The following is a 26,659-nucleotide window of genomic DNA, read 5'->3' on the forward strand; positions in this document are numbered from 1 at the left end:
CAGCCGGCGGGTGTCGAGGACCTCGGCCGTGGTGTCGGTGCCGTTGCGCTCCACCTGCCACCGGGTCCAGGTGCTGTGCAGGATCGGCAGGTTGATGAAGGCGACGAGTACGGCCACCAGCAGGATCCGGTTCGTCCGCCTCGTCATGGCTCCAGTATCCCCGGACGCCAGGCCGCTCCTGACCCGCCGTCGGACCTCGGCCAGGACCCGCACTCCGACCCCCGCAAGGACGACGTCGCGCTGGAGCAGAAGGTGTGGTTCTTCGAGACCGGCCGGGTCGTCGACGTCCACGGCGGCTCCCCCAACTGGACGGCGGCCTGCCCGCGTCACGCCGACCACGACCCCGGCTGCTAGGTCACAATCTGGGATGTGGTGACCCTCGTCTTCGCGGGCGTGGTGCTGGTCCGCCTGCTGCTGCCGCTGCTGATCCCGCGCTTCCCGCTGCCGGCGATCGTCGCCTGCCTGGTGGTCGACGGCATCGACCAGACGATCTTCCAGAGCTTCGGCTACGACCCGCCGGGCTACCAGGGCTACGACAAGGCGATGGACGTCTACTACCTGGCGATCGCGTACCTGGCCACCCTCCGCAACTGGACCAACACCGCTGCCTTCGAGGTCGGCCGTCTCCTCTACTTCTACCGGCTGGTCGGCGTCGTGGCGTTCGAGCTCTCGCAGACCCGGCTGCTGCTCCTGGTCTTCCCGAACACCTTCGAGTACTTCTTCATCGTCTACGAGGGCGTGCGCTCCCGTTGGAACCCGCTGCGGTTCACGCTGGCCTGGTGGATCGGGGCGGCCGCCTTGATCTGGGTGTTCGTCAAGCTTCCGCAGGAGTACTGGATCCACGTGGCCCAGCTCGACGTCACCGATGCCCTGGCCGAGCACCCGTGGGCCTGGGCGGGCCTCGGCCTCGCCGCCGTCGTCCTGGCGCTCGTCCTCCAGTACGTCGTCCGCCCGCGGCTGATGCCGGCCGACTGGTCGTTCCGGATCGACACCGACCCGCTGCCCGAGGCCATGGACTCCGCCGCCGAACAGGCAGCCTGGCGCGCGAGCACGCGCGTGCTCTCGTGGATCACCCTCGAGAAGGTGGTCCTGGTCGGACTGCTGTCGGTGCTGTTCGCGCAGATCCTGCCCGGGGTCACCTCGTCCGAGGTGCAGCTGTTCATCGGGACGACGGTCCTCGTGCTCGCCAACGCGGCGATCGTGCTGGTCGCGGCGCGCCGCTCCGTCAGCACCGAGTCGCTGGCCGTGGCGTTCCTGTTCCGTCTCGCGGTCAACTGGGGCCTGGTCCTGCTCGCAGAGTGGTTCCTCGGCACACGACCCGGCGACCTCGACGTGGCCAACGCCTTCTTCTTCCTGGCCCTGCTCAGCCTGCTGACGACACTGCACGACCACTTCCAGCCGGTGCACGCCTACCGCACACGTCATCCCGAGCCACCGCCTGCCGACCCGGGTCCCGCCCGACCACCGGCGGCCACGACCTAGACCTAGAAGCCGATGGGAAGTCCCGCGTAGTTCTCGGCCAGCCCGGTGGCGCCGGCCTCACTGGAGGCCACCCAGCGCAGCTGCGAGAGCTGCAGCTCGCGCTCGAACGGATCGCCGCTCTGGTGGAGCATCGTCGTCATCCACCAGGAGAAGTGGGTGCACCGCCACACCCGGCGGAGCGCGGTGTCGGAGTAGTCGTCGGCTGGCCGGTGGTCGTCCTTGAGCACGAGCGCAGCCAGGGCGGGTGCCAGCAGCGCGACGTCGGCCACCGCGAGGTTGAGGCCCTTCGCTCCCGTGGGCGGGACGATGTGGGCGGCGTCGCCGGCGAGGAAGAGCCGCCCATGCCGCATCGGGGTCGAGACGTGTGACCGCATCGGCAGGACCGACCTGTCGGTCACCGGACCCGGTGTGAGGGTCCAGCCGTCCTGGCCGTGACCCAGCCGCGCGGCCAGCGCCTCCCAGATCCGGTCGTCGGACCAGTCGTCGGCCTCGGTGTCGTTGGGCACCTGCAGGTAGAACCGGGACACGTGCGCCGAGCGCATCGAGTGCAGCGCGAAGCCGTCGGGGTGCCAGGCGTAGATCAGCTCGTCCGTCGACGGCGCGACGTCCGCAAGGATCCCGAACCAGGAGTAGGGGTAGACCTTCTCCCACGTGCGGCGCACGTCGTCCGGCACCGCACCCCGGGAGGGCCCGAACGACCCGTCGCAACCGGCCACGGCATCGGCGACGACCCTCCGCGCGACGCCCCCGGAGTCGGTGAACGTGACCGCGGGCGAGTCGGTCTCGAGGTCGTGCAGGGCCGTGTCCTCCACCTCGTAGTGGATCACCTGCCCGCCGGCCCTGCGCGCCTCGACCAGGTCCTTCTGCACCTCGGTCTGCCCGTAGACCCAGACCGAACGTCCCGTCAGGTCGACGAAGTCGAGGTGGTGCCGCTCCCCGGGCCACTGCAGGTAGATCCCGCGGTGCCGGTCGCCCTCACGTGCGAGGCGCTCGCCGAGCCCGCACCCGTGCAGCAGGTCGACCGTCGACTGCTCGAGGATGCCGGCACGGATCCGGGAGGCGACGTACTCCTGGGAGCGGGTCTCAACCACGACGGACTCGACGCCCTCGGCGGCGAGCAGGTGGGAGAGCAGCATCCCCGCGGGTCCCGCACCGATGATCGCGACCTGGGTGCGCACCGTGTCCATCGGCCCAGTCAACTGGTCCGCCGACCAGCGCGACCATCAACCGCTTTCGCTGGACGGAACGGCCAGGGCGCGACCGATCCCCCGCGCGGCCACCTGGAGCGCGGACACGAGCCGCGCCTTGTCCCGCTTGAGGCTCGGCACCACGATCCCCAGCGCCGCCACCACGGCGTCATGCTGCCGGATCGGCACCGCCACGGAGCACGCGCCGAGGCTCATCTCCTCCGACGTGGTGGCGTAGTCGTCGCGCAGCACCTGGCCCAGCTGGTGCCGCAGCCGCCCCGGCTGGGTCACCGTGTAGGCCGTGATGCGGGGCAGGTCGGCCAGCACCGCCTCCTGCACCTCGGCCGGAGCGTGCGCGAGCAGCACCTTGCCGACGCCGGTGGCATGCATCGGCAGCCGCGAGCCGACGGTGCTCACGACCGGCACCGACACGCTCCCGCTCAGACGGTCGAGGTAGAGCACCTCGCTGCCGTCGCGCACGGCGAGGTGCACCGTGGCCAGGGTGGCGCCGTACAGGTCGTGGAGGTACGGCGAGGCCAGCTCGACCAGCCCGGCCTGGACCGGCGCGAGCAGCCCGATGTCCCACAGCCGCCGGCCGATGACGAAGTCGCCGTCGGCCGTCCGCGCCAGCGCACCCCAGGCCACGAGCTCCGCGGTGAGCCGGTGGGCCGTCGGCACCGGCAGGCCGGCCCGGCCGGCCAGCTCGGTCAGGGTCAGCCGCCGGTGCTCCTCGTCGAAGGCGCCGACCAGGGCCAGCGCCCGGCTGGTGACCGAGGCGCCGGGGGCGGAGGAGTTGCCGGCCACCCGGTCAGTCTTCCACCCCCGGTCGGCGGGTCACTCCGGCTGCATGTGGGCCGGCACCGTCGACAGGGCCAGCACCGCCAGGAGCGCGGCGGCCGCGAACGCGTAGAAGCCCCACGGGTAGGCGATCCCCGCCGTGAGCAGGGCGCCGCCGATGGTGGGCCCCACGATGGCGCCGACACGGCCGACGCCGGCGGCCATGCCCAGCGCCGTGCCGCGGATCTCGGGCGGGTACAGGTGGCCGACGAACGCGTAGACCAGCACCTGGGCGCTGAACACGAAGATCCCGGCGAGGGTCACCGCGGCGTAGACGAGCAGGGTGCTGTCCATCTTGATCGACAGCAGTGCGAGGAAGAACGCCGCGAGCCCGAACCACAGCAGCACGGTCGGCTTGTTGCCGCGGGCGTCGGAGATGGTGCCCGCGACGAGCAGGCCGATCACGGCGCCGAGGTTGAGCACCAGCAGCAGGCTGGTGCCGGCCTCGATGGAGTACCCCGCCTCGCCCATGATCGTCGGCAGCCAGGTGTTCAGCCCGTAGACCAGGAGCAGCCCCATGAACGAGGCCACCCAGAGGCCGATGCTCACCCTCAGGTAGCGGCCCTTGACCACCTCGGTGCTGCGCACCTTCCTGGTGGCCGAGCCGTGCTCGGCACCGACGGCGCGGAGGTAGGCCTCGGACTCCGGCAGCTTCGCCCACATCAGCGGGACGGTGACCAGCCCGGCGACACCGCCGACGACGAACATCGACTCCCAGCCCCAGGGTTCGATCAGCACGAGCGCCAGCAGCGCGGTGAGCACGGCGCCCACGTGGTAGCCGGTCATCATCCGGGTCACCGCCGAGCCCCCGCGACCCCTGGCGGCGTGCTCGCTCATGTAGGCCAGCGCCGTCGGCAGGCAGGCACCGAGGCCGAGACCGGCCAGGAAGCGCAGGATCGTGAACTGGGTGACGTCCTGCGCCAGGGGGATGGCCAGGGTCAGGACCGAGAAGGCGGTGACGCACGCGATGAGGCTGCGGCGTCGTCCGAACCTGTCGGTCAGCGGACCGATCGTCACCGCACCGATGCCGACCCCGACCAGGCCGATGGTGGAGGCAGCCGTGGCCGCGGCGGGTGTGAACCCGAGGTCACCGCTCTCCAGCAGGGTGGGGATGACCGCGCCGATCACGACGAGGTCGAATCCGTCCAGTGCGACCGCGACCCAGCACAGCAGGACGGGCCAGAGGCCGGCCGCCGCGCGTGGGGTCGAACCGGTCGTCGGGCCGGTGGTGCGAAGAGAGTCGGACATGGGTGCTCCTTGCCGGATGTCGCTCGGGATCGACCCACCGTGTCCGCGGTCCCGACCACCTGACCAGCAGGTGCTTCCGTTCAGCGGAAGGGAGCGTGACCGCCCGGGGCCGGCACGCCCTACCGTCGAGCCGTGACCAACCTGCTGGCCTCCTCCGACACCGCCCACTCGACCCAGGCCGAGATCGACGCCGAGATGGCCGCGGTCGCCGCCACCGCGGTCGACGGCGAGCCGGCGACCCGCCTCGACTACCCGCCCTACCGCTCCAGCCTGCTGCGGCACCCCACCAAGGCGCTGCATCCGGCAGACCCCGAGGGGATCGAGCTGTGGACCCCGGTCTTCGGCGAGCACACGATCGACCCGGTCGAGGCCGACCTCACCGTCCAGCACTCGGGCGAACCCCTCGGTGAGCGGATGAAGGTGACGGGGAGGGTGCTCGACGGCGACGGGCGGCCGGTACGACACCAGCTGGTGGAGATCTGGCAGGCCAACGCCGCGGGGCGCTACCTCCACCAGAAGGACCAGCACCCGGCGCCGATCGACCCGAACTTCTCCGGCCTCGGCCGGTGCCTGACCGACGGCGAAGGGCGCTACACGTTCACCACCATCAAGCCGGGTCCGTACCCGTGGCGCAACCACCGCAACGCCTGGCGCCCCGCGCACATCCACTTCTCGCTGTTCGGCGACGACTTCACCCAGCGCCTGGTGACCCAGATGTACTTCCCGGGCGACCCCCTCTTCTCCCTCGATCCGATCTACCAGTCGATCCTCGACCCGCGAGCGCGTGAGCGGCTGGTGGCGACGTACGACCACGGTGTGACGGAGGCGGAGTGGTGCACCGGCTACCGCTGGGACATCGTGCTCACCGGGAGCCACCGCACCCCGCGGGAGGACGACCGGTGAACACGCTCGCTCCGACTCCCGGCCAGACGGTGGGCCCGTTCTTCTCCTTCGCGCTGGTCCGCGAGGAGGGCGCCGACCTGGTCTCCCCCTCACACCCGGGGGCGATGACGCTCCACGGTCGGGTCCTCGACGGCGCCGGCGAGCCGGTGCCGGACGCGCTCGTGGAGCTGACCCGCGGCGGCGACGCCGACGGGTGGGGCCGTGCGGCCACCGACGACGAAGGCCGCTACGCGTTCACCACTCTCGCACCGAGCGGGCCGTTCTTCGCGATCACGGTGCTCGCCCGCGGCCTGCTGGACCGGCTCTTCACCCGGGCCTACCTGCCGGAGAGGTCGGACGACCCGTTCCTGCAGGGCATCGCCGAGGACCGCCGGGCGACCCTGGTCGCCACCCCCGACGAGCGCGGGTACGTCTTCGACATCAGGTTGCAGGGGGACGACGAGACCGTCTTCCTCACGTTTGCGCGAGACTGACGACATGCCCGACCTGCTCTGGCCCGGAGACGCCCGGGGAGACGACCACCTGACCGAGGGGTCGTTCCTGCGGGCGATGGTCGAGGTCGAGAGCGCCTGGCTGGACGTGCTCGGCGTCGCCCATGACCCGCTGCCCGACCTCGACCCCGCGGCGGTCCCCGCCGAGGCCGCCGGAAACCCCGTGGTCGAGCTGGTGGCGATCCTGCGCGACCGGCTCGAGGGCGACGCGGCCCGCTGGGTGCACCGCGGCCTCACCAGCCAGGACGTCGTCGACTCCGCGCTGATGATGCTGCTGCGCGACGCCGTGTCCGCCGTACGCCGCGAGCTGCGGGAGCAGATCGCCCTGCTGGCCGACCTGGCCGAGACCCACCGGAGCACGGCGATGGTCGGTCGGACCCTGACCCAGCACGCCGTGCCGACCACGTTCGGGCTCAAGGTGTCCGGCTGGCTGTCGGCGGTCCTCGACGCCGATGACGGCCTGGGCGCCCTCTCCTTCCCCGTTCAGCTCGGCGGAGCGGCCGGGACCCTGGCCGCGATCGTCGAGCTCGGCCTCGACCCGGCCCGGGCCCGCGACCGGCTCGCGGGGGCCCTCGGCCTCGAACCCGTCGTGCCCTGGCACACCGCACGCGCCCCGGTCACCCGAACCGGCGACGCCGCGGTCGGATGCACCGACGCCTGGGGCCGGATCGCTGGCGACGTGCTCGTGCTGTCCCGGCCGGAGATCGGCGAGCTTGCGGAGGGCTCGGGGGGTGGCTCGTCGACGATGCCGCACAAGCGCAACCCGGTCCTCTCCACCCTGGTCCGCCGGGCCGCCCTGGCCGCACCCCAGCTCGCCGCGACGCTGCACCTCGCTGCGGCGGACACGGTCGACGAGCGCGACGCGGGCGCCTGGCACGCCGAGTGGGCGACGGTCGCCGCGCTGGTGCGGCGTACCGTCGTCGCCGGCTCGCAGGCGACCGAGCTCCTGTCCGGGCTCGAGGTGAACACGCAACGGATGGCGGCCACGCTGGCCGCAGCCGACACCGGCTCCGAGCAGAGGGCGATGGCCGAGCTGGCAGGACGCGCGCCCGCGGATCAGTACCTGGGGGCCGCCGACCAGATCATCGACACGGTCGTGGACCGGGCACGCCGGTCGCTGAAGGAGGACGAGCGCACGTGATCCCCGCCATCACCGCCGCCCGGCTGACCGGCGCGGGTCACCGGGCCGAGCTCCCGCTGCTGGTGCTCGGTCCGTCGCTCGGCACCTCGGCCACGACGCTGTGGAGCGCCTGCGCCGCCCACCTCACCGACGCCTTCGACGTGGTGGCCTGGGACCTGCCCGGCCACGGCCACAACCGTTCGGTCCCCGAGGAGCCGTTCACGATCGCCGAGCTGGCGGCCGGGGTCCTCGAGGTCGTCGACACCCTGCTCGAGCAGCGCGGCGAGACCGGCGGCGGCTTCGCCTACGCCGGCGACTCCGTCGGCGGCGCCGTCGGGCTCCAGCTGCTGCTCGACGTGCCCGACCGGGTCGAGTCGGCGGTGCTGCTGTGCACCGGCGCGCGGATCGGTGACCAGGAGATGTGGTCGCAGCGGATCGGCCAGGTCCGCGGCTCCGGAACGTCGGCCCTCGTGGGAGCCTCGACCCAGCGCTGGTTCGGACCCGGGTTCCTCGACCGTGAGCCGGAGCGCGGGTCGGCCCTGCTGCACGCCCTGCAGGAGGCCGACGACGGTGGGTACTGCCAGGTCTGCGGCGCCCTCGCCGACTTCGACGTCCGCGACCGGCTCGCCGAGATCGGGACCCCCGTGCTCGCGGTCGCCGGCACTGCCGACGTCGCGACCCCCACCGACGGGCTGCGCGCCATCGCCGAGGGGGTCAAGGACGGCCGACTGGTCGAGCTGGACGGGGTGGCCCACCTCGCGCCGGCCGAGGAACCGGAGGTCGTCGCCCGGCTGATCCGCCACCACGTCCTCGACGAGGAGGCACGCCCCGGCACGACGTATGACGCGGGCCTGGCCGTGCGGCGCGAGGTCCTCGGCGACGACCACGTCGACCGGGCGGGCGCGGCCACCACCGAGCTCACCCGGGAGTTCCAGGAGCTGATCACCACCTATGCCTGGGGCACGATCTGGACCCGCCCGGGGCTCGATCGGCGGAGCCGTTCGCTGATCACGCTCACCGCGCTCGTCGCGGGAGGCCACCACGAGGAGCTGGCGCTGCACCTGCGTGCCGCCCGCACCAACGGGCTGTCCGTCGACGAGATCAAGGAGCTGCTGCTCCAGACCGCGATCTACTGCGGCGTGCCGGCCGCCAACACCGCGTTCCGCATCGCCCAGCAGGTCCTCGCAGAGGAAGACTCATGACCGCATCCTTCGTGTACGCCGCCACCCGGACGCCGTTCGGCCGGTTCGGCGGTGCCCTGGCCGAGGTCCGCCCGGACGACCTGGCCGCCACCGCCCTGACCGGCCTGCTCGCCCGGGCACCCGCCCTCGACCCGGCCGCGATCGGCGACGTGGTGTGGGGCAACGCCAACGGTGCCGGCGAGGACAACCGCAACGTCGGCCGGATGGCGGTGCTGCTCGCGGGCCTGCCGACCTCGGTGACGGCGACGACCGTCAACCGGCTGTGCGGCTCGAGCCTGGACGCCGCGATGCTGGCCTCCCGCACGGTCGAGACCGGCGACGCCGAGGTGGTGGTGGCCGGCGGGGTGGAGTCGATGACCCGGGCGCCGTGGGTGCTGCCGAAGCCGTCGAGGGCGTTTCCCGCGGGCCACGTGACCGCCGTGTCGACGACGCTGGGGTGGCGGCTGGTCAACGAGCGGATGCCGGCGGAGTGGACCGTGTCGCTCGGCGAGGCCAACGAGCTGATCGCCGACAAGCACGGCATCGGGCGGGAGAGGCAGGACGCCTTCGCGGCGCGCTCCCACAACCTCGCCGACGCCGCCTGGAACGCCGGGTTCTACGACGACCTCGTGACCCCGGTGGACGGCGTCGACCTGACTCGCGACGAGGGCATCCGGCCCGGGTCCAGCCCGGAGACGCTGGCCGGTCTCAAGCCGTCGTTCCGCAGCGACGGCACCATCACGCCCGGCAACGCCTCGCCCCTCAACGACGGGGCGTCGGCGCTGCTGATCGGCTCGGAGGCCGCGGCCGACCGGATCGGTCTCTCCCCCGTGGCCCGGATCGCGGGCCGCGGCGCCTGCGCCACCGAGCCCCAGTGGTTCGGGACGGCGCCGGTCGAGGCCGCCGATCGGGCCCTGGCCCGGGCGGGCATCGGGTGGGCGGACGTCGCGCACGTCGAGCTGAACGAGGCGTTCGCGGTGCAGTCGCTCGCCTGCGTCGACCTCTGGGGGATCGACCCGGAGATCGTCAACACCCGGGGCGGGGCGATCGCGATCGGCCACCCGCTGGGCGCGTCCGGCGGCCGGATCCTCGGCACTCTCGCCGCCCGGCTGCGCGAGTCCGGAGACCGGTGGGGGGTCGCGGCCATCTGCATCGGGGTCGGGCAGGCCCTGGCCGTCGTGCTGGAGAACGTGGCGTGACCCAGGTCTGCGAGACCACCGACGAGGCGGTCGCCGGGGTCGAGGACGGATCGACCGTGCTGGTGGGAGGGTTCGGCATGGCCGGCATGCCGGTCGACCTGATCGACGCCCTGATCCGCCAGGGCGCGAGCGACCTGACGGTCGTCTCCAACAACGCAGGGAACGGAGACACCGGACTGGCCGCGCTGCTGGCCAGGGGCCGGGTCCGCAAGATGGTGTGCTCGTTCCCGCGCCAGGTCGACTCCTGGGTCTTCGACGGGCTGTACCGCGAGGGACGGATCGAGCTCGAGGTCGTCCCGCAGGGCAACCTCGCCGAGCGGATGCGCGCCGCCGGAGCGGGGATCGGTGCGTTCTTCTCCCCCACCGGCGCCGGCACGCCGCTCGCCGAGGGCAAGGAGACCCGCGAGATCGACGGCCGCACCCATGTCCTCGAGCACCCGATCAAGGGCGACGTCGCCCTGATCGGGGCGCACCGGGCCGACCGGGCCGGCAACCTCGTCTATCGCAAGACCGCCCGCAACTTCGGGCCGGTGATGGCCACCGCTGCCACCACCGTGGTCGCGCAGGTCCACGAGGTCGTCGACGTCGGCGGCATCGACCCGGAGGTCGTGGTCACCCCCGGGATCTACGTCGACCGGGTCGTGGTGCCATGAGCCTCACCCGGGCGCAGATGGCGGCCAGGGTCGCGGCGGACATCCCCGCGGGCTCGTTCGTCAACCTCGGCATCGGCCAGCCGACCACGGTCGCGGACCACCTGACGCCGGGCTCGGGGGTGGTCCTGCACACCGAGAACGGCATGCTCGGCATGGGGCCGGCCGCGCAGGACGACCAGATCGACCCCGACCTCATCAATGCCGGCAAGATCCCGGTCACCGAGCTGCCGGGGGCGTCGTACTTCCACCACGCCGACTCGTTCGCGATGATGCGCGGCGGCCACCTCGACGTGTGCGTCCTCGGCGCCTTCCAGGTCTCCGCCACCGGCGACCTCGCCAACTGGCACACCGGCGCGGCCGATGCCATCCCGGCCGTCGGCGGCGCGATGGATCTCGCCATCGGCGCCAAGAAGGTGTTCGTGATGATGACGCTCCTGGCCAAGGACGGCAGCCCCAAGCTGGTCGGCGAGTGCACCTACCCACTGACCGGCGTCGGCTGCGTCGACCGCGTCTACACCGACCTCGCCGTCCTCGACGTCGGTCCGGGTGGGGCGAGGGTCGTCGACACCTTCGGCATCACCGGCGACGAGCTGGCGGGCCTGCTCGACGTCCCGCTGGTCAACGCCTGACGAGGCCGGTCGAGTCCCGGATCACCAGCTCGGCCGGGAGCGCGATCTGCGTCGCGGGCTCACTGCGGCTGGGCTGGTTCGAGATCTGCAGCAGGACCTCGACGGCGGAGCGTCCGACCTCCGCGTGCGCCCCGCCCAGGGTCGTGAGGGTGGGTGTGCAGAGGCTCGACGCGAAGATGTCGTCGAACCCGACCACGCTCACGTCCTCGGGCACGCGCACCGAACGCTGCCGCAACCGCTGGACGACGCCGATGGCGAGCAGGTCGTTGTGGGCGACGAGCGCGGTCGCGCCGGAGTGGAGCGCACCGTCCGCGGCCGCCCCGCCCTGCGACACCCGGGGCGTGAACGGACCGATGCGGGTCGCCTCGACGCCCAGCTCCTCGGCCGCCGAGCGCAGCGCCGTCCAGCGGGTGCCCGCCATCCAGGAGTTCCGGGGACCGGCCAGGTAGACCAGCCTGCGGTGGCCGAGCGAGGCCAGGTGCTCGACGACCTGCCGGCAACCCTGGGCATGGTCGAGGACGACGCTGGGCAGTCCGGCGAGCTCCCGGTTCATGAGCACCACCGGACGCTGCGCCGAGATCTGGAGGAGGTTCTCGTCTGGCAGCCGGCTCGCCGCCAGGACGAAACCGTCCACGGCGGGGACGAGGCGCTGGATCTGGTCGTACTCGATCCGCGGCGACTCCTCCGCATTGACCAGCACGAGCGTGTACTCCGACGCCTTCGCGCGCATCTCGGCCCCGCGGATCAGCTCGAAGTAGTGGGGATTGGTGATGTCCGAGACGACCATGGCGACCGTGTGGTGGCGGCCCGAGAGCAGGGCCCGCGCGTGGGGGCTGGGCCGGTACCCGAGCTCGGTGGCGACGGCGAGGACCCGCTCCCGCGTCCTGGTGGAGACCCGGCCGGGGTGGGAGAAGGCGCGGGACACCGTCGAGGTCGCGACCCCCGCCGCCTCGGCGACGTCGTAGATGGTCGGACCCGGCACCCCCCTACTGAACCGCGTTTTGGCAACCGATGGCAACCCCTTGCCACTGGTTGCGTGCGCGGCCTAATTTCCGGACGTGCCCCTCGACCTGCGCCGCCGCTTCGAGCACCCTCCGCGTGCGGTGCGAGCCGTCGTCCGGGCGGTCACGGCCATCGAGCTGGGGATCGGCGCGGCGGCCCTGCTGCTCATCCTGTTCACGGTCCTGGCGCAGGCCCTGCAGCGCTACCTGCCCGTGGACGGCTGGTCCTGGACCGGGGAGCTCGCGCGGTTCTCCCTGGTCTGGCTGACCTTCGTCGTCGCCGGCGTCCTGGTCACCCGTGAGGGGCACATCTCGATCGAGATGATCGACATGGTGCCGCGGCTGCGCCGGGTCGTGCGGGTGGTGTCCTGCCTGATCGTCGCGGCCACCGGGCTCGCCCTCACCGTCGCGGCCTGGGAGCTCGTCCAGGAGCAGGGCTTCATCGAGTCCCCCTCCATGCGGATGCCGATGTCGTGGCTCTACGCGATCTCGATGATCGGGTTCGTCAGCGCCACCGTGCGCTCCCTCGTGGCGGCGGCGACGTACGCCGTCCTCGGTGTCCCGGAGCCGACCTACGACGAGCTCGGAGCGCCGACCTCATGAACACCCCATTCGCACGCGCGCTTCGCCCGGCTACCAACGGGGGCCGCGGATGAGCCTGCTCGTCCTCTGCCTGCTGATCACCGCTCTCCTGGTCCTCCGGGTCCCGATCGCCTTCGCCTTCATCGGCCCCTCCCTCGCCTACCTGGTCTCGACCGGCCAGAGCGTCGGGCTGGCCCTGCGCCTGGTGGCTGACTCGACGGCCAGCTTCCCGCTGCTGGCCGTCCCGCTGTTCATCCTGCTCGGCTGCCTGGCCAACCACGCCGGCATCGCCGACCGGCTCTTCGACTTCGCGCTCGCCATCCTCGGCCGGGTCCGCGGCAGCCTCGGCTACGTCAGTGTCGGGGTCAGCCTCGGGTTCTCCTGGATGAGCGGTTCGGCCGTCGCCGACGCCGCCGCCCTCGGCAAGCTGCAGATCCCCGCGATGCTGCGCAGCGGTTACTCCAAGAACTTCGCTCTGGGCGTCGTCGGATCGGCATCCCTCATCGCACCCGTCATGCCGCCGAGCATCCCGGCGGTCATCTTCGCCGGCCTGGCCGCGGTGTCGACCGGCGCGCTCTTCGCGGCATCCGTCGTCCCGGCACTCCTGATGGCCGTCGGGCTGTGCCTCGTGGTCTTCGTCCTGGTCCGCCGCGACGACAACATCCAGCGCACCGAGTTCGCCTGGCCCCGGGTCTGGGAGACCGGCCGCCGGGTCATCGCTCCCCTCGGCGCTCCGGTGGTCATCCTGGGCGGCATCCTCGGCGGGTTGTTCACCCCGACGGAGGCAGCGGCCGTCGGAGTCGCCTACATGGCGGTGCTCGGATTCGCCTACCGCACGTTGACGGTGCGCGCCCTGCCGAAGGTGCTGACCGAGGCCGTCGTGACCACCGGCGCGATCATGCTGATCGTCGCGTCCGCGAACCTGCTCGGCTACGCCTTCGCCCGCGAGCGGGTCCCCCAGGTCGTCTCGGAGTTCATGACGGGGCTGACCACCGACCCCACCGTCTTCCTGCTGCTGGTGTTCCTGCTGTCCATGGTCCTCGGCACCGCCCTCGACGCGGTGGCCGTCCTCACGCTCACCGTCCCGATCCTGCTGCCGATCAGCCTCACCTACGGCGTCGATCCGATCGCCCTCGGCGTGCTGATGATCGTCTCGCAGATGATCGGACTCCTGACGCCTCCGGTCGGGACGGTGATCTTCGTGCTCCAGGCGATCGCCAAGGCCCGCATGTCGGAGGTGTTCTGGGGCTCGGTGCCGTTCATGGTCCCGCTCGTGATCCTGTGCTTCGGGATCATCTTCTGGCCGGATGCGATCCTCTACCTTCCGCAGAGGCTCGGACTGTGAGGCCGCGCGAGTCGCGTTCCCACCTCTGCGGCCTGCTCGGCCAGGGGGTCGCTCCGTCCCTGACGCCCGAGATGCACGAGCGCGAGGCGCTCCGTCACCGGATGCGCCTGGTCTACAAGACGGTGGAGCTCGACGAGCGCCGTACGTCGCCGGGCAGGCTGCGCGAGCTCCTCGACCATGCCGTCGAGCTGGGGTTCGACGGCCTGAACGTCACCCACCCGGTCAAGCAGGCGATGGTGCCCCTGGTCGACCGGGTGTCCCCGGAGGTTGCCGCGATCGGCGCCCTCAACACCGTGGTCATCCGCGACGGCCAGACCTTCGGCCACAACACCGACGTGACCGGCTTCGGGGTCGCCTTCCGGGCCGGGCTGCCGGAAGCCTCGCTCGAGTCCGTCGTACTCCTCGGCGCGGGCGGGGCCGGGACGGCGGTGGGCCACGCGCTCGCCGGGCTCGGGGCACGGCACCTCGCCGTCCACGACCCGGACGCCGGACGGGCGGAGCGTCTGGTCGCCTCGGTCCGCGACCTCGACGCCGAACTCGTCGTGGAGCAGGTCGGCGGGCCCGGCCTCGCCGACGCCGTGGCCTCCGCGTCGGGCGTCGTCAACGCCACTCCTGTCGGCATGGCCGCGCATCCGGGAAGCCCGATCACTCCCGATCTGCTGACCCCCTCGCTCTGGGTGGCCGACATCGTCTACCGCCCCCTGCTCACCGAGCTCCTGGCCGCAGCGGCTGCCCGCGGCTGCCGGACGCTGAACGGCTCCGGCATGGCCGTGCACCAGGCCGCCGACGCCTTCGAGCTGTTCACCGGGCGCCCGGCGCACCGCGACGCGATGCTGCGCGACTTCGACCAGATGGTGGCCGCCGAGGTGGCCCTGGAAACCTCCCGAGAAAGGAAGCAGTAGTCATGACCGTTCGAAGGAACCAACGGGGCATCGTGGTGACGGCAGTCGTGAGCCTGCCCGTCCTCCTGCTCGCCGCCTGTGGTGGCGACGCGGGCGGGGCGAGTGACGGCGACGTCGAGATCACCCTCGCCCACAGCTACACCGAGGACCAGCCGCAGCACCGCTGTGGAGCCCAGGTCATCGCCGACGAGGTGGCGGCGGCGGACGTCGGGATGACCGTGGAGGTCTTCCCCGCGAGCCAGCTCGGCGAGGACGCCGACCGGATCAGCTCGGTCGTCTCCGGCGACATCGACATGGACATCCAGGGCGCCTCGGCCCTCGGCGCCATCTACGAACCCGTCAGCGTCCTCGACGCGGCGTACGCCTTCGATGACGCGGACCACCTGGCCCGGTACTTCGAGGGCGAGGCCGCGGACAAGCTGATCGACGACTTCGCCGCGGAGACAGGGGTCAGCACGCTCGGCGCCTGGTCGGCCGGCATGCGTCAGTTCACCGCCAACGAGCCGATCCGCGAGCCCGAGGACCTCGAGGGGATCCGGATGCGCTTCCCGGACTCGCCGCAGTTCCTGATGAACGCCAAGGCGCTCGGCGCGGACGCCACCGAGGTCGCCTACGAGGAGCTCTTCCTCGCCCTCCAGCAGGGCACCGTCGACGGCCAGGAGAACCCCATCGTCAACATCGACGCGATCAGCCTCGACGAGGTGCAGGACTACATCAGCCTCTCCTCGCACCAGGCCAACTCCAACCTGGTCATCATCGGGGAGGTCTGGGACGAGCTCTCCACCGAGCAGCAGGACGCGCTCCAGGCCGCGGTGGACAAGGCGGTCGAGGAGGTCCCCGGCTGCGTCGAGGAGGACGAGGCGGCCACGCTGGCCGAATGGAAGGAGTCCGGCGCCCTGGAGGTGGTCGACGACGTCGACGTGGAGGCCTTCCGCACGCAGGTCGACTCCTACCTGCGCGACAACTTCGACCAGGAGCAGCTCGCCATCTACGAGGGCATCCGGGAGGCGGCTGAGTGATCCGGGCCGGGGAAGTCCAGACCTTCGCCGGGCCGGTCGAGGCGAGGGCGCTCGGGATGACGCTGATGCACGAGCACCTCTTCGTGGGCCACCCCGAGCTCGACCTGAACTTCCCCCATCCCGAGTGGGACGAGACCCAGGCGATCAGCCGCGCGGTCGAAGGACTCGAGCGATTGTGGGAGCTCGGCATCCGGACCGTCGTCGACCTCACCGTGCTCGGCCTCGGTCGCGACGTCCGGCGGGTCGCCCGGGTCGCCCGGCAGACGCGGATGCAGCTCGTCGCTGCGACCGGGTACTACACGGCCGACGTGCTCCCGGCGTACTTCCACAGCCACGGGCCCGGGCTCCTGGTCGACGGTCCGGACCCGCTGGTCAGGTTCTTCCTCGACGACATCCGGTGCGGGGTGGCCGGCAGCGGGGTGCGCGCGGCCCTGATCAAGGTCGTCACCGACCGGCCAGGGTTCACGCCCGACGTCGCCCGCGTCATGACGGCGGCGGCGCAGGCCCACCAGGAGACCGGCGTGCCGATCACGACCCACACCCACGCCGCGTCCCGGAACGGCCGGGAGCAGCTCGCGTTCTTCCGCAAGCACTCCGTGGACCCGCAGAGCCTGATCATCGGTCACTGCGGTGACAGCGAGGACCTCGACTACCTCCGCGAGCTCATGGACGCCGGCGTCACCATCGGCATGGACCGATTCGGCATGGAGCACGTGCTGCCCGACGAGGCGCGGGTAGGCACGGTGCTCGCGCTGCTCCGCCTCGGGTACGCCGACCGGATGCTGCTCTCACACGATGCGGCGTTCTTCAGCCGGGTGACCCCGCCGTCCTGGCGTGCCCTCAACGCACCTCACTGGCACATGGAGAACATTCCGCGCCGGATCGTCCCGATGCTGCTCGAGGGCGGGGCCAGCCCGGGCGACCTCGACCTGATGCTGATCGACAACCCGGCCCGGCTCCTCCCCCCGAGGACACCCTGATGAACCTCCGCACCTCGGTGGCCACCGTCTGCCTGAGCGGAACGCTCGAGCAGAAGCTCCACGCGTGCGCCGAGGCGGGGTTCGACGGGGTCGAGCTCTTCGAGCCGGACCTGGTCGCCTCACCCGCGAGCCCCGAGGAGATCGCGGCGCTCGCCGAGCGGCTCGGACTCACGCTGGACCTCTACCAGCCGTTCCGCGATGCCGAGGGTGTCGACGAGGACGCCTTCCACGACGTCCTGCACCGCGCCCGAGCGAAGTTCCGTCTCATGCAGCGCCTGGGCATCGGGACCATGCTCGTCTGCAGCAACGTCGCGACGGCAAGCCGCGACGACGACCAGGTGTCAGCGACACAGCTGCGTCGGCTCGGCGACCTGGCGGCCGAGCACGGCATCCGGCTCGCCTACGAGGCCCTCGCCTGGGGTCGCTTCGTGGACGACTACCGACGCGCCTGGCGGATCGTGGAGATCGCCGACCATCCGGCCGTGGGCGTCTGCCTGGACAGCTTCCACATCCTCTCCCGCGGCCACGATCCCGCGGCGATCGAGGACATCCCCGGTGACCGGATCTTCTTCCTCCAGCTTGCGGACGCACCCGCACTCACCATGGACGTGCTGTCCTGGAGCCGGCACTACCGACTGTTCCCGGGCGAGGGCGCGTTCGACCTGGCCACCTTCGTCGGCCACGTGCTGGGTGCCGGCTACACCGGGCCCCTGTCCCTGGAGATCTTCAACGACACCTTCCGCCAGACCGACGTGCTGCGAACGGCCCAGCAGGCCAAGCGTTCCCTGACCTGGCTGGAGGACCAGGTCGCCGGCCGCGGGACGGGCGCGGCCGCAGCCCTCCCCGCGGTCACCCAGCCGTCCGGCTTCGACTTCGTCGAGGTGAAGGGAGAGGACACCGGCGAGGTCGACGTGATGTTGCGCCAGCTCGGCTTCACCTTCCGCGGACAGCACCGCAGCAAGCCGGTCCGGCTGTGGACCCAGGGCGGCGCCCGTGTCGTCTGCAACGAGCACCTCGCCCGCGACCAGGAGCCGACGCTCGCCGCGGTCGGCGTCGAGGTCGCCGACCCGGGCGCGTCGGCGAAGCGCGCCCGGCTCCTCGAGGCACCCCCGGTCTTTCGCCGGGCGCGTGCCAACGAACAGGACCTCGCCGCGTTCCGGGCTCCGGACGGCACCGAGATCTTCCTGTCGCAGGCCGCCCCGGGAGACACGGCATGGGTGCCGGAGTTCGAGGGCGGTGACCCGCCCTCCGACGCCCTGGTGACGGGCGTCGACCACGTGAATCTGGCCCATCCGTGGCAGACCTTCGACGAGGCGGTGCTCTTCTACACCAGCGTCCTGGCACTCCGCGCGGCCAGCAGCCAGGACGTGGCGGCACCCACCGGACTGGTCCGCAGTCACGTCGTGCGCAGCGACGACGGCGGCGTACGGCTCGCTCTCAACGTTGCCCCGCTCGCTCTCGACCGGACCGGCGGCTTTCCCCAGCACATGGCCTTCTCGAGCCCGGACGTGATGGCGGTGGCCCGCGCCGCGCGGGACCGGGGACTGCGCCCACTGCCCATCCCCCGGAACTACTACGACGACCTGGCCGCCCGCTTCGCTCTCGATCAGGCGCTGGTCGAGGAGATGGCGGAGCTCGGGGTTCTCTACGACCGAGACGCCGACGGCGACTTCCTGCACTTCTACACCGAGACGGTGGGCGACGTGTTCTTCGAGGTGGTGCAGCGCAACGGCGGCTACGACGGGTACGGAGCACCCAACGCGCCGGTCCGGTTGGCCGCCCAGCACCTCCGTGAGGCGGGAAGGCCCGGGGCCGGACGGTGACCGATCAGCGGCGCAGCCGGATGGTGCGCGGCTCCAGCCACTTCTGGTGCTCCATGCCGTCATCCCAGGTCAGCCGTGACCGCACGCGGAACTTGCCGGGTCGGGTCGACTGCGAGCAGAACTCGAAACGACCCCGCCCGCGCTTGGGATCGGCGCCCTTCCACTCGTAGCCCGTGGCGATCTGCCTGCCCCGGGGGTCGATGAGGAAGATCTCCAGCGACCAGTCGCTGCCGCGGGGTCGCACCTGGTAGCGGTAGGGGTGGCTCTGGCAGCCGCGCTCGAACCTGCCGTCCCCGGAGTGCACCGAGCCGGTGGCCCGGACGTGTTGCAGCGAGTGGAGCTCGTCCGTGGGGTTGAGCTGCGCGCTCGCGGGGGACGCCGCGGCCAGCACTCCCACGGTCAGGACGGCGGCCGCGAGGCGGCGTGTCATGCCGAGGTGCGTCATGGATCCCTCCTCCATCGAGTGGTACCGACTCCGGTTCATACTCTCGGTATGTCAACGCGGCTCGGACACCGGGGTCACGCGCAGCTCGGTGTGACCTGCGCCGCGGTCAGCGGCCGAGTGCGACCCAGAGGGACCGTGGCCGGGAAATCTGGCCACCGAAGGAGGTGTCTCCACGACACCGGCGACGTGTGTGTGTGCGCGAGGGGGGAGTTGAACCCCCACGTCCGTTAGGACACACGGACCTGAACCGTGCGCGTCTGCCTATTCCGCCACTCGCGCGAGAAGCGGGCTCAGGCTATCCCAGCGCCGAGATCTTCCCCAAACCGACCGCCTTCCCGTGGGCCTCGTGGCGCCGGAGGCCCGCCCCGATACGATCGGGCTCGACCGGGGGCTGACCGGCCATGCTGCTGTGCGCGGAAGGAGGCGGAACCGTGGGAGGACTGCAGGACTTCGAGCACAAGCTGGAGCAGATGATCTCCGGCGCGTTCGCCCGTGCCTTCCGCAGCGCCGTCCAGCCCGTCGAGATCGCCGCGGCCCTCCAGCGGGAGTGCGACAACAACGCCCAGATCCTCTCGCGGCAGCGACGGATGACGCCCAACGCGTTCCACGTCGAGCTCTCCCAGGCCGACCTCGACCGGCTCGCGCCGTACGACACCGCGCTCGCCGAGGAGATGGTCCACCAGGTCGAGGACCACGCCGAGCAGCAGGGCTACGTCTTCCCCGGCCCGGTGCGGGTCGAGTTCGAGGCCGCCGATGACCTCACCACCGGCCGCTTCCGGGTGCGCAGCAGGGCTCAGGCGCGGGTGACCGGGAGCGCCACGCACACCCAGGTCGGCCGGGCTCGCGCCCTGCTCGACATCAACGGCACCAAGCACCCCCTCCAGCCCCCCGGCCTCGTGGTGGGCCGGGGGACCGAGGCCGACGTCCGGATCAACGACCCGGGCGTGAGTCGTCGCCACGTGGAGTTCGAGGTCGACCTGAGCGGGGGCCTCCTGCGAGTGTCGGTACGCGACCTCGGCTCGACCAACGGGATGCTCGTCGACGGCCACCGGATCACCCACACCCGCGTCCACGACGGGACGACGGTCAAGATCGGCAACACCACGATGACGGTCCGCGTCATCGAGGAGGGCGCGGATGTCTGAGCTCACCCTGTTCCTGATCCGACTGGCCTATCTGGCCATCTTGTGGATCTTCGTGCTCTCCGCGATCTCGGTGATCCGGTCCGACATGTTCGGAGCCCGGGCCCCCGCACCGGACCGGGGAGCCGCCCGGGCGCCCAAGTCGAAGAAGACCCCCAAGGCTCCGCCGAAGCGTCGCGGCAGCCCGACCCACGTCCTGGTCGTCGACGGCGCCAACTCCGGGGAGCGTGCCGACCTGTCCGCGGCACCCATCCTGATCGGCCGCGGGAGCGACGCCGCGATCCGCCTCGACGACGACTACGTCTCCACCCGGCACGCGAGGATCGCCTCCTCCGGTGACCAGTGGTTCGTGGAGGACCTCGGCTCCACCAACGGCACCTACATCGGCAGCGCCCGGATCACCCAGCCCACCACGCTCACGCTGGGCACCCAGGTCCGGATCGGAAAGACGATCCTCGAGCTGAGGAAATGATGCTGCGCCTCGACTACGCGGCGATCTCCGACGTCGGACGCGTCCGCAAGGACAACCAGGACTCCGGCTACGTCGGGCCCTGGATGATGGCCGTGTGCGACGGCGTCGGCGGCGCCGCGCGCGGTGACATCGCCTCCAGCACGGCCATCCAGCAGCTGCGCAAGCTCGACGAGAAGCCGACCGAGGACCTGCTCGGCCAGGTCGCCGGCGCCATCCTCCGCGCCCACGACCGGATCGGTGACCTGGTCGCCGAGGAGCCGTCCCTCAACGGCACCAGCACCACGGCCACCGTCGCCCTGTTCGACGGTGAGCGGCTCGGCATGGGTCACCTCGGGGACAGCCGGGCCTACCTGTTCCGCAACCGGCAGCTCCGCCAGCTGACCAAGGACCACACGTTCGTCCAGACCCTGATCGACGACGGCCGGATCACCGAGGAGGAGGCGCGGGTCCACCCCCACCGCAACCTGATCCTGCGGGCGCTCGACGGGGTGGGTGAGGCCGAGCCCGACCTCTTCCACGTGGAGCTCGAGGCCGGAGACCGCCTGCTCCTGTGCAGCGACGGCGCCTGCGGCGTCCTCGACGACGGCCGGCTGGCCGACATCCTCCAGGGCGGCAGCCCCGACTACGCGGCCGTCGAGCTCGTCCGTGCCAGCCTCGAGGCCGGCAGCACCGACAACGTGACCTGCCTGGTCGCCGACGTCGTCGACGCGGCCGAGGCCGGCCCCGGAGACCTCACCCCGATGCTGGTGGGCGCCGCGGCCGACCTCAGGCGCAAGCGCGGCGGCGCGATGACCAGCCTCTTCCGCGGGCACCGCTCCGGCGACACCGGCGAGCTCGAACCGGTCGCCGCCGACATCCCGGACGACCTGCACGCGATCACCAGCGACCCGATCGACCCCGAGGAGGCGCGCTACGCGCCTCGGCCCCCGCGTCGTTTCGTCTGGGTCCGGCGCCTGCTCGCCGCCGTCGTCGTCGTCGGCCTGCTCTGGATCGGGCTCGCCGCCGCCTGGTCGTGGAGCCAGGGCCAGTACTACGTGGGAGAGAGCAACGGCTCGGTGACGATCTACCGGGGACTCAACGGCGACCTGGTCGGCGTCGAGCTCTCGAGCCCCTACGAGTCGAGCGACGTCGAGCTCGCCCGGCTCTCCGACTTCGACGCCGAGCGGGTGCGGGAGGGCATCGAGGCCGGCAGCCTCGGTGACGCCCGCAGCACGGTCGAGAACCTCGCGCAGCGGCAGTCCGACACCTCCTCCGGTGACGGGTCCGGTGGCTGAGGTGTCGCAGACGTCGAGCCTCCTGGGCTTCGTGCACCGGCAGCGCCGCGGTGCCGAGCTCTTCCTGCTCATCCTCGCGCTGGCCGTCGGGGTCGGCGCCTACGCCGCGGTCGGCCTCGGCGTCGAGGGGGAGATCCCCGCCGACATCATCGGGTACGGCGGGTGGCTGGCCGCCCTGATCATCGCGGCCCACCTCGTCGTACGCGTCACCGCGCCGTACGCCGACCCCGTGCTGCTGCCCGTCGTGGCCGCGCTCAACGGGCTCGGACTGGCGGTGATCCACCGGCTCGACCTGGCCTACGAGGCCGCGGACCGGGCGGCCGGCTTCGCCCAGAAGCAGCTGACCTGGATGACCCTGGGCGTCGCCCTGTTCGTGGCCACCCTGGTCTTCCTCCGCGACCACCGGGCGCTGCAGCGGTTCACCTACACCCTCGGCCTCACCGCGATCGTGCTGCTGCTGCTGCCGATGGTCCCCGGCCTCGGCACGACGATCAACGGCGCCCGGATCTGGATCCGGCTCGGGGCGTTCAGCTTCCAGCCGGGCGAGGTGGCGAAGGTGCTGCTCGTGATCGCCTTCTCCGGCTACCTCGTGCTGCACCGTGACGCGCTCGCGCTGGCCGGGCGTCGCCTGCTGTTCGTCGACCTCCCCCGCGGCCGGGACCTGGGCCCGATCCTGGCCATGTGGCTGATCAGCCTGGGCATCCTCGTCTTCCAGCGCGACCTGGGCTCCAGCCTGCTGTTCTTCGGCCTCTTCCTGGTGCTGCTCTACGTCTCCACCGAGCGTCCCGGCTGGCTCGTCGTCGGCGGCACCATGTTCATCGGCGGCGCCACGCTGCTCTACTACATCGCCTCCACGACCGGGGTGATGAGCCACGTGGCGACCCGCGTCGACATCTGGTTGAGCCCCTTCGACCACTACGGCGAGGGCACCGACGACCTGGCCTTCCAGCCCGTCGAGGCGATGTTCGGGATGGGCTGGGGCGGGCTCATCGGCCGCGGGTTCGGGGACGGCAGCCCCGACCGGATCCCCTACGCCGAGTCCGACTTCATCGTGGCCGCGATCGGTGAGGAGCTCGGACTCACCGGCGTCATCGCCGTGATCCTGCTCTACGGCATCATGGTCGAGCGGGCACTGCGCGCCGCGCTGGTCTGCCGCGACGGCTTCGGGAAGCTGATCGCGACGGGGCTGGCCGGGGTCCTCGCCCTCCAGGTGTTCGTCGTCATCGGCGGCGTCACCCGGCTGATCCCCCTCACCGGACTGACCACCCCGTTCCTCTCCTACGGCGGCTCGTCGCTGGTGGCCAACTGGGTGATCATCGCCCTGCTGCTCCGGATCTCCGACCAGGCCCGCCGGCCGGTGCCCTCGCTCGACGCCGAGGACGACCAGCCCGACAGCGAGACCACCCAGGTCGTGAAGCTATGAACAAACCGATCCGCACGATCTCGATCTTCTGCCTGCTGCTGTTCCTCGCGCTGATGATCAACGCGACGTACCTGCAGTACTACCGCGCCGGTGCGCTCGAGGAGGATCCCCGCAACCGACGGGTCCTCGCCGCCTCGTTCTCCGGCGACCGCGGCGCCATCCTCGTCGGCCGTGAAGCCGTCGCCGAGAGCGTGCGGTCCGACGACCAGTACGAGTTCCAGCGCCGCTACCCGCAGCCCCTCAAGTACGCGCACGTCACCGGGTGGTTCTCCTACTTCAGCCAGACCGGCATCGAGCAGTCGCAGAACGACGTGCTGTCCGGCGACGACTCCCTGCTGTTCGTGACCCGGCTGGTCGACCTGCTGAGCAACTCCACGCCCAAGGGCGGCAGCGTCCAGCTGACCCTCGACCCCGCGGCCCAGGACGCGGCCTTCAACGGGCTCGAGGCCCTGCCCGGGGAGGCCCAGGGCGCGGTGGTGGCTCTCGAGCCGACCTCGGGGAAGATCCTGGCGATGGTCTCCAGCCCGAGCTTCGACCCCAACCTGATGGCGAGCCACGACTTCGGCGCCGTGGCCGACACCGCCCGGCGCCTCGGGTCAGCCGAGTCCGAGCCCCTGCTCAACCGCGCCATCCAGACCACGCTGCCTCCCGGGTCGACGTTCAAGATCGTGACCGCCGCGGCGGCGCTCGAGAGCGGCAACTACGCCGACGCCCAGTCGCTCGTGCCCGGCGGCCCGACCTACCAGCTGCCGCTCACCAGCGGCGAGTCCGGTGTCGTGGACAACGGTGGCAGGGCGTGTGGCTCCGACCGGATCCCGATGATCCAGGCGATGGAGCAGTCCTGCAACACCTCCTTCGCCCAGCTCGCCGACGAGCTCGGCCCCGAGGCCATGCACGACCAGGCCGAAGCCTTCGGGTGGAACTCGACGTACCTCGAGGACCTCCCGCTGCAGGCGCCCTCGGCCTACCCGGACGACCTGGACCAGGCCCAGACGGCACTCGCCGGCTTCGGCCAGTCGAGCGTCACCGCCACCCCCCTCCAGATGGCCATGGTCGTCTCCGCGGTCGCCAACGGCGGCGTCGCGATGCAGCCCTACGTCGTCGACGAGGTCCGCTCCCCCGAGCTCGACGTCCTGGACAAGACCGAGGAGACGTCGCTCTCCCGCGCGGTGTCGGCCTCCACGGCCGAGGAGCTCAAGGAGATGCTGGTCTCCACCGTCGCCAACGGGACCGCGTCACCGGCGGCGATCCCCGGAGTCGCCGTCGCCGGCAAGACCGGTACCGCCGAGAGCGGACGCGCCGACGTGCCGCCGTATGCCTGGTTCGTGTCGTTCGCGCCGGCTGACGACCCGCAGGTCGCGGTGGCGGTGATGATCCAGAAGGCCGACATCCCGCGCGGCGAGATCGCGGGCGGCGCCGTCGGCGGCCCGATTGCCAAGTCGGTGATGGAGGCGGTGATCCAGTGACGGAGGAGGAGCGCCACTACGTCGACGCGGCCCACCGGTACGCCCTCGACTCCCGGATCGCCACCGGCGGCATGGGTGAGGTCTGGCGGGCCGACGACACCGTCCTGGGACGCCGGGTCGCGGTCAAGCTGCTGAAGGCCGAGTACGCCGACCAGCCGACGTTCCGGTCGCGCTTCCAGACCGAGGCCCGGCACGCCGCGTCCCTGCACCACCCGGGCGTGGCCGCCGTCTACGACTTCGGCGAGGCTGCCTCCACCGACGGCTCCGGCGTGGCTCGTCCCTACCTGGTGATGGAGCTCGTCGACGGCCAGCCGCTCTCGGCACTGCTGCAGCCAGGACAGCCGCTCGACCCCGATGCGACCCGCGACCTGCTGGCCCAGGCGGCCGACGCGCTCGGCGCGGCGCACGCGGCCGGGATCGTGCACCGCGACGTCAAGCCCGCCAACCTGCTGGTCACCCCGGGGCGCACCGTCAAGATCACCGACTTCGGGATCGCGCGTGCGACCGAGGGGATGTCGCTCACCGAGACCGGGCAGGTGATGGGCACCCCGCAGTACCTCTCCCCGGAGCAGGCGCAGGGTGGCACCGCCACGCCGGCCTCCGACGTCTACTGCCTCGGGGTCGTGGCGTTCGAGTGCCTCGCCGGCCGTCGGCCCTACGCCGCCGAGACCGCCGTCGCGACCGCGCTGGCCCACCTTCGCGACCCCGTGCCGGAGCTGCCCGACGACGTACCCGCGGACCTGGCGGCCGTCGTGCGCCGGGCGATGGCGAAGTCACCGGAGGACCGCTTCGCCGACGGGACCGAGCTGGCCACGGCGCTGCGCAACCCCGCCGGGGTCTCGGCCGCCCCCGACCGCACCCAGATGCTGACCGGGGTCGCGCCGGTCCCGGTCCCCGCGCCGGCACCGTCGACGGCTCCCACCCCCGCCGCGGCGGCCACGGACCGGCGCCGCAGGAACATCCCCTGGCCCTGGATCCTGCTCGCGCTCCTGGTGGTGGCGGCCATCGTGGTGGTCGCCATGGTGGCCAACGGCGAGGACCAGCCGGATTCGCCGACGGCCGGACCCACCGAGCAGACGAGCCAGCCCACCGAGCAACCCACGACCCAGCAGTCCCAGCCCACGCAGGAGCCGTCTCCGACCCCGACCGAGGACGACACCGTCGAGGTGGACGAGTCGGACTACGTCGGGCGTGACGTCGACGAGGTCGAGGACGAGCTCAAGGACCTCGGGCTGAAGGTGAAGAAGGACGAGCAGGAGAATCCCGGGGACGAGGAGGAGGACTCCGTGGAGGGGGTCGACCCCTCCGGGACGCTGGAGGAGGGTGACACGGTCACCGTGACCTACTGGGGCAAGCCACCCACCGAGGAGCAGCCGGTACCGCCGACGGTCCCGCCCGGCCAGGAGAACCAGCAGTGAACGGGCACCTGATCGGCGGGCGCTACGAGCTGGGCGAGATGCTCGGCCGGGGAGGCATGGCCGAGGTCCGCAAGGGAACCGACAGCCGGCTGGGCCGGGTCGTCGCGGTCAAGCGGCTGCGCACCGACCTGGCGAGCGACGCGACCTTCCAGGCGAGGTTCCGGCGGGAGGCCCAGTCCTCGGCGTCGCTCAACCATCCGGCCATCGTGGCGGTCTACGACACGGGCGAGGAGACCGCCAGCGACGGTTCCGGCGTGGCCCAGCCCTACATCGTCATGGAGTACGTCGCCGGCCGTACGCTGCGCGACATCGTCCGCGAGGGCCGCAAGATCCTGCCCGAGCGGGCCCTCGAGATCACCAGCGGCGTCCTGTCCGCGCTCGACTACAGCCACCGGGCCGGGATCATCCACCGCGACATCAAGCCCGGCAACGTCATG

Annotated in this window: 26 protein-coding genes, 1 tRNA gene and 1 pseudogene; 22 read left to right on the forward strand and 6 right to left on the reverse strand. The window is 71.7% G+C overall.

Going from position 1 to position 26,659, the window contains the following annotated elements; all coding sequences use genetic code 11:
• Positions 1–369 precede the first annotated feature (369 nt).
• Positions 370–1,482 carry a hypothetical protein gene (locus tag VFN12_RS16430; RefSeq protein ID WP_325119848.1) on the forward strand — a complete coding sequence of 371 codons (1,113 nt, stop codon included), beginning with the start codon at positions 370–372 and terminating at the stop codon, positions 1,480–1,482.
• Positions 1,483–1,484: 2 nt separating this feature from the next.
• Here the strand turns inward: VFN12_RS16430 and VFN12_RS16435 are convergent, their stop codons facing one another.
• The 3 genes from VFN12_RS16435 to VFN12_RS16445 are packed head-to-tail and all read right to left on the reverse strand — an operon-like array spanning position 1,485 to position 4,754.
• The gene (locus VFN12_RS16435) at positions 1,485–2,669 is read right to left on the reverse strand and encodes a 4-hydroxybenzoate 3-monooxygenase (RefSeq protein WP_325119849.1); all 1,185 of its coding nucleotides are present in this window, start codon (positions 2,667–2,669) and stop codon (positions 1,485–1,487) included.
• A gap of 36 nt (positions 2,670–2,705) precedes the next feature.
• A complete protein-coding gene (locus VFN12_RS16440) occupies positions 2,706–3,473 on the reverse strand; it encodes an IclR family transcriptional regulator (RefSeq protein WP_325119850.1) in 768 nt (255 codons plus the stop codon).
• Positions 3,474–3,503: 30 nt separating this feature from the next.
• A complete protein-coding gene (locus VFN12_RS16445; RefSeq protein WP_325119851.1) occupies positions 3,504–4,754 on the reverse strand; it encodes an aromatic acid/H+ symport family MFS transporter in 1,251 nt (416 codons plus the stop codon).
• Between the two features lie 132 nt (positions 4,755–4,886).
• Between VFN12_RS16445 and pcaH the strand changes: the two genes are divergently transcribed.
• The 8 genes and pseudogenes from pcaH to VFN12_RS16480 all read left to right on the forward strand — a co-directional run bounded on the left by pcaH (position 4,887) and on the right by VFN12_RS16480 (position 10,930).
• The gene (gene pcaH, locus VFN12_RS16450) at positions 4,887–5,657 is read left to right on the forward strand and encodes a protocatechuate 3,4-dioxygenase subunit beta (protein ID WP_325119852.1); all 771 of its coding nucleotides are present in this window, start codon (positions 4,887–4,889) and stop codon (positions 5,655–5,657) included.
• On the forward strand, positions 5,654–6,130 hold the full coding sequence (locus VFN12_RS16455) for a carboxypeptidase regulatory-like domain-containing protein (RefSeq protein ID WP_325119853.1): 477 nt from the start codon (positions 5,654–5,656) through the stop codon (positions 6,128–6,130). The genes pcaH and VFN12_RS16455 overlap by 4 nt, the downstream gene beginning before the upstream one ends.
• A 4-nt stretch (positions 6,131–6,134) precedes the next feature.
• Positions 6,135–7,289 (forward strand): lyase family protein, encoded by a 1,155-nt coding sequence (locus VFN12_RS16460; RefSeq protein ID WP_325119854.1) that lies wholly within the window; start codon positions 6,135–6,137, stop codon positions 7,287–7,289.
• 62 nt (positions 7,290–7,351) lie between these two features.
• Positions 7,352–7,684 (forward strand): annotated as a pseudogene (locus VFN12_RS17600) (alpha/beta fold hydrolase); the annotation flags it as partial.
• Positions 7,685–8,062: 378 nt separating this feature from the next.
• A complete protein-coding gene (pcaC, locus tag VFN12_RS17605; RefSeq protein WP_414690058.1) occupies positions 8,063–8,470 on the forward strand; it encodes a 4-carboxymuconolactone decarboxylase in 408 nt (135 codons plus the stop codon).
• Entirely contained in the window at positions 8,467–9,648 is a 1,182-nt protein-coding gene (locus tag VFN12_RS16470) for a thiolase family protein (protein ID WP_325119856.1), read from the forward strand. The genes pcaC and VFN12_RS16470 overlap by 4 nt, the downstream gene beginning before the upstream one ends.
• Positions 9,645–10,301: a 3-oxoacid CoA-transferase subunit A gene (locus VFN12_RS16475; RefSeq protein WP_325119857.1), complete on the forward strand. Its 657-nt coding sequence runs from the start codon at positions 9,645–9,647 to the stop codon at positions 10,299–10,301. Before VFN12_RS16470 ends, VFN12_RS16475 begins: the two co-directional genes overlap by 4 nt.
• Positions 10,298–10,930 carry a 3-oxoacid CoA-transferase subunit B gene (locus VFN12_RS16480; protein WP_325119858.1) on the forward strand — a complete coding sequence of 211 codons (633 nt, stop codon included), beginning with the start codon at positions 10,298–10,300 and terminating at the stop codon, positions 10,928–10,930. The genes VFN12_RS16475 and VFN12_RS16480 overlap by 4 nt, the downstream gene beginning before the upstream one ends.
• Here the strand turns inward: VFN12_RS16480 and VFN12_RS16485 are convergent.
• Complete coding sequence (locus tag VFN12_RS16485) at positions 10,920–11,912, reverse strand: LacI family DNA-binding transcriptional regulator (RefSeq protein ID WP_325119859.1); 993 nt, start codon at positions 11,910–11,912, stop codon at positions 10,920–10,922. The genes VFN12_RS16480 and VFN12_RS16485 overlap by 11 nt on opposite strands.
• Positions 11,913–11,988: 76 nt before the next feature.
• Here VFN12_RS16485 and VFN12_RS16490 point away from each other — a divergent pair, with 76 nt between their 5' ends.
• The 6 genes from VFN12_RS16490 to VFN12_RS16515 are packed head-to-tail and all read left to right on the forward strand — an operon-like array spanning position 11,989 to position 18,582.
• Positions 11,989–12,534: a TRAP transporter small permease gene (locus VFN12_RS16490; RefSeq protein WP_325119860.1), complete on the forward strand. Its 546-nt coding sequence runs from the start codon at positions 11,989–11,991 to the stop codon at positions 12,532–12,534.
• 49 nt (positions 12,535–12,583) lie between these two features.
• On the forward strand, positions 12,584–13,858 hold the full coding sequence (locus VFN12_RS16495) for a TRAP transporter large permease (RefSeq protein ID WP_325119861.1): 1,275 nt from the start codon (positions 12,584–12,586) through the stop codon (positions 13,856–13,858).
• The gene (locus VFN12_RS16500) at positions 13,855–14,760 is read left to right on the forward strand and encodes a shikimate dehydrogenase (protein WP_325119863.1); all 906 of its coding nucleotides are present in this window, start codon (positions 13,855–13,857) and stop codon (positions 14,758–14,760) included. The genes VFN12_RS16495 and VFN12_RS16500 overlap by 4 nt, the downstream gene beginning before the upstream one ends.
• Positions 14,761–14,762: 2 nt before the next feature.
• Positions 14,763–15,779: a DctP family TRAP transporter solute-binding subunit gene (locus tag VFN12_RS16505; protein WP_325119864.1), complete on the forward strand. Its 1,017-nt coding sequence runs from the start codon at positions 14,763–14,765 to the stop codon at positions 15,777–15,779.
• Positions 15,776–16,759, forward strand: a complete 984-nt coding sequence (locus VFN12_RS16510; RefSeq protein ID WP_325119865.1) for a hypothetical protein — start codon at positions 15,776–15,778, stop codon at positions 16,757–16,759. Before VFN12_RS16505 ends, VFN12_RS16510 begins: the two co-directional genes overlap by 4 nt.
• On the forward strand, positions 16,759–18,582 hold the full coding sequence (locus VFN12_RS16515; protein ID WP_325119867.1) for a bifunctional sugar phosphate isomerase/epimerase/4-hydroxyphenylpyruvate dioxygenase family protein: 1,824 nt from the start codon (positions 16,759–16,761) through the stop codon (positions 18,580–18,582). The genes VFN12_RS16510 and VFN12_RS16515 overlap by 1 nt, the downstream gene beginning before the upstream one ends.
• Before the next feature lie 4 nt (positions 18,583–18,586).
• Here the strand turns inward: VFN12_RS16515 and VFN12_RS16520 are convergent, their stop codons facing one another.
• Positions 18,587–19,027 carry a hypothetical protein gene (locus tag VFN12_RS16520; RefSeq protein ID WP_325119868.1) on the reverse strand — a complete coding sequence of 147 codons (441 nt, stop codon included), beginning with the start codon at positions 19,025–19,027 and terminating at the stop codon, positions 18,587–18,589.
• Positions 19,028–19,222: 195 nt separating this feature from the next.
• A tRNA-Leu gene (locus VFN12_RS16525) sits at positions 19,223–19,306 on the reverse strand.
• Positions 19,307–19,458: 152 nt separating this feature from the next.
• On the opposite strand from VFN12_RS16525, the gene VFN12_RS16530 reads away from it, so the two are divergent.
• The 7 genes from VFN12_RS16530 to VFN12_RS16560 form a co-directional block, all read left to right on the forward strand.
• Positions 19,459–20,172 carry a DUF3662 and FHA domain-containing protein gene (locus VFN12_RS16530; protein ID WP_325119869.1) on the forward strand — a complete coding sequence of 238 codons (714 nt, stop codon included), beginning with the start codon at positions 19,459–19,461 and terminating at the stop codon, positions 20,170–20,172.
• Positions 20,165–20,641 (forward strand): FHA domain-containing protein FhaB/FipA, encoded by a 477-nt coding sequence (locus VFN12_RS16535; RefSeq protein WP_325119870.1) that lies wholly within the window; start codon positions 20,165–20,167, stop codon positions 20,639–20,641. Before VFN12_RS16530 ends, VFN12_RS16535 begins: the two co-directional genes overlap by 8 nt.
• Entirely contained in the window at positions 20,641–21,915 is a 1,275-nt protein-coding gene (locus VFN12_RS16540) for a PP2C family protein-serine/threonine phosphatase (RefSeq protein WP_325119871.1), read from the forward strand. The genes VFN12_RS16535 and VFN12_RS16540 overlap by 1 nt, the downstream gene beginning before the upstream one ends.
• A 1-nt stretch (position 21,916) precedes the next feature.
• On the forward strand, positions 21,917–23,338 hold the full coding sequence (locus VFN12_RS16545; RefSeq protein WP_325119872.1) for an FtsW/RodA/SpoVE family cell cycle protein: 1,422 nt from the start codon (positions 21,917–21,919) through the stop codon (positions 23,336–23,338).
• A complete protein-coding gene (locus tag VFN12_RS16550; RefSeq protein ID WP_325119873.1) occupies positions 23,335–24,804 on the forward strand; it encodes a penicillin-binding protein 2 in 1,470 nt (489 codons plus the stop codon). Before VFN12_RS16545 ends, VFN12_RS16550 begins: the two co-directional genes overlap by 4 nt.
• A complete protein-coding gene (locus VFN12_RS16555; protein WP_325119874.1) occupies positions 24,801–26,222 on the forward strand; it encodes a serine/threonine protein kinase in 1,422 nt (473 codons plus the stop codon). The genes VFN12_RS16550 and VFN12_RS16555 overlap by 4 nt, the downstream gene beginning before the upstream one ends.
• The coding region (locus VFN12_RS16560; RefSeq protein ID WP_325119875.1) for a protein kinase domain-containing protein at positions 26,219–26,659 on the forward strand (441 nt) is incomplete at its 3' end. The genes VFN12_RS16555 and VFN12_RS16560, both read left to right, overlap by 4 nt.

Origin of the sequence: Nocardioides sp. (assembly GCF_035703625.1) — a bacterium.
In the GTDB taxonomy this organism is placed as follows: domain Bacteria; phylum Actinomycetota; class Actinomycetes; order Propionibacteriales; family Nocardioidaceae; genus Nocardioides.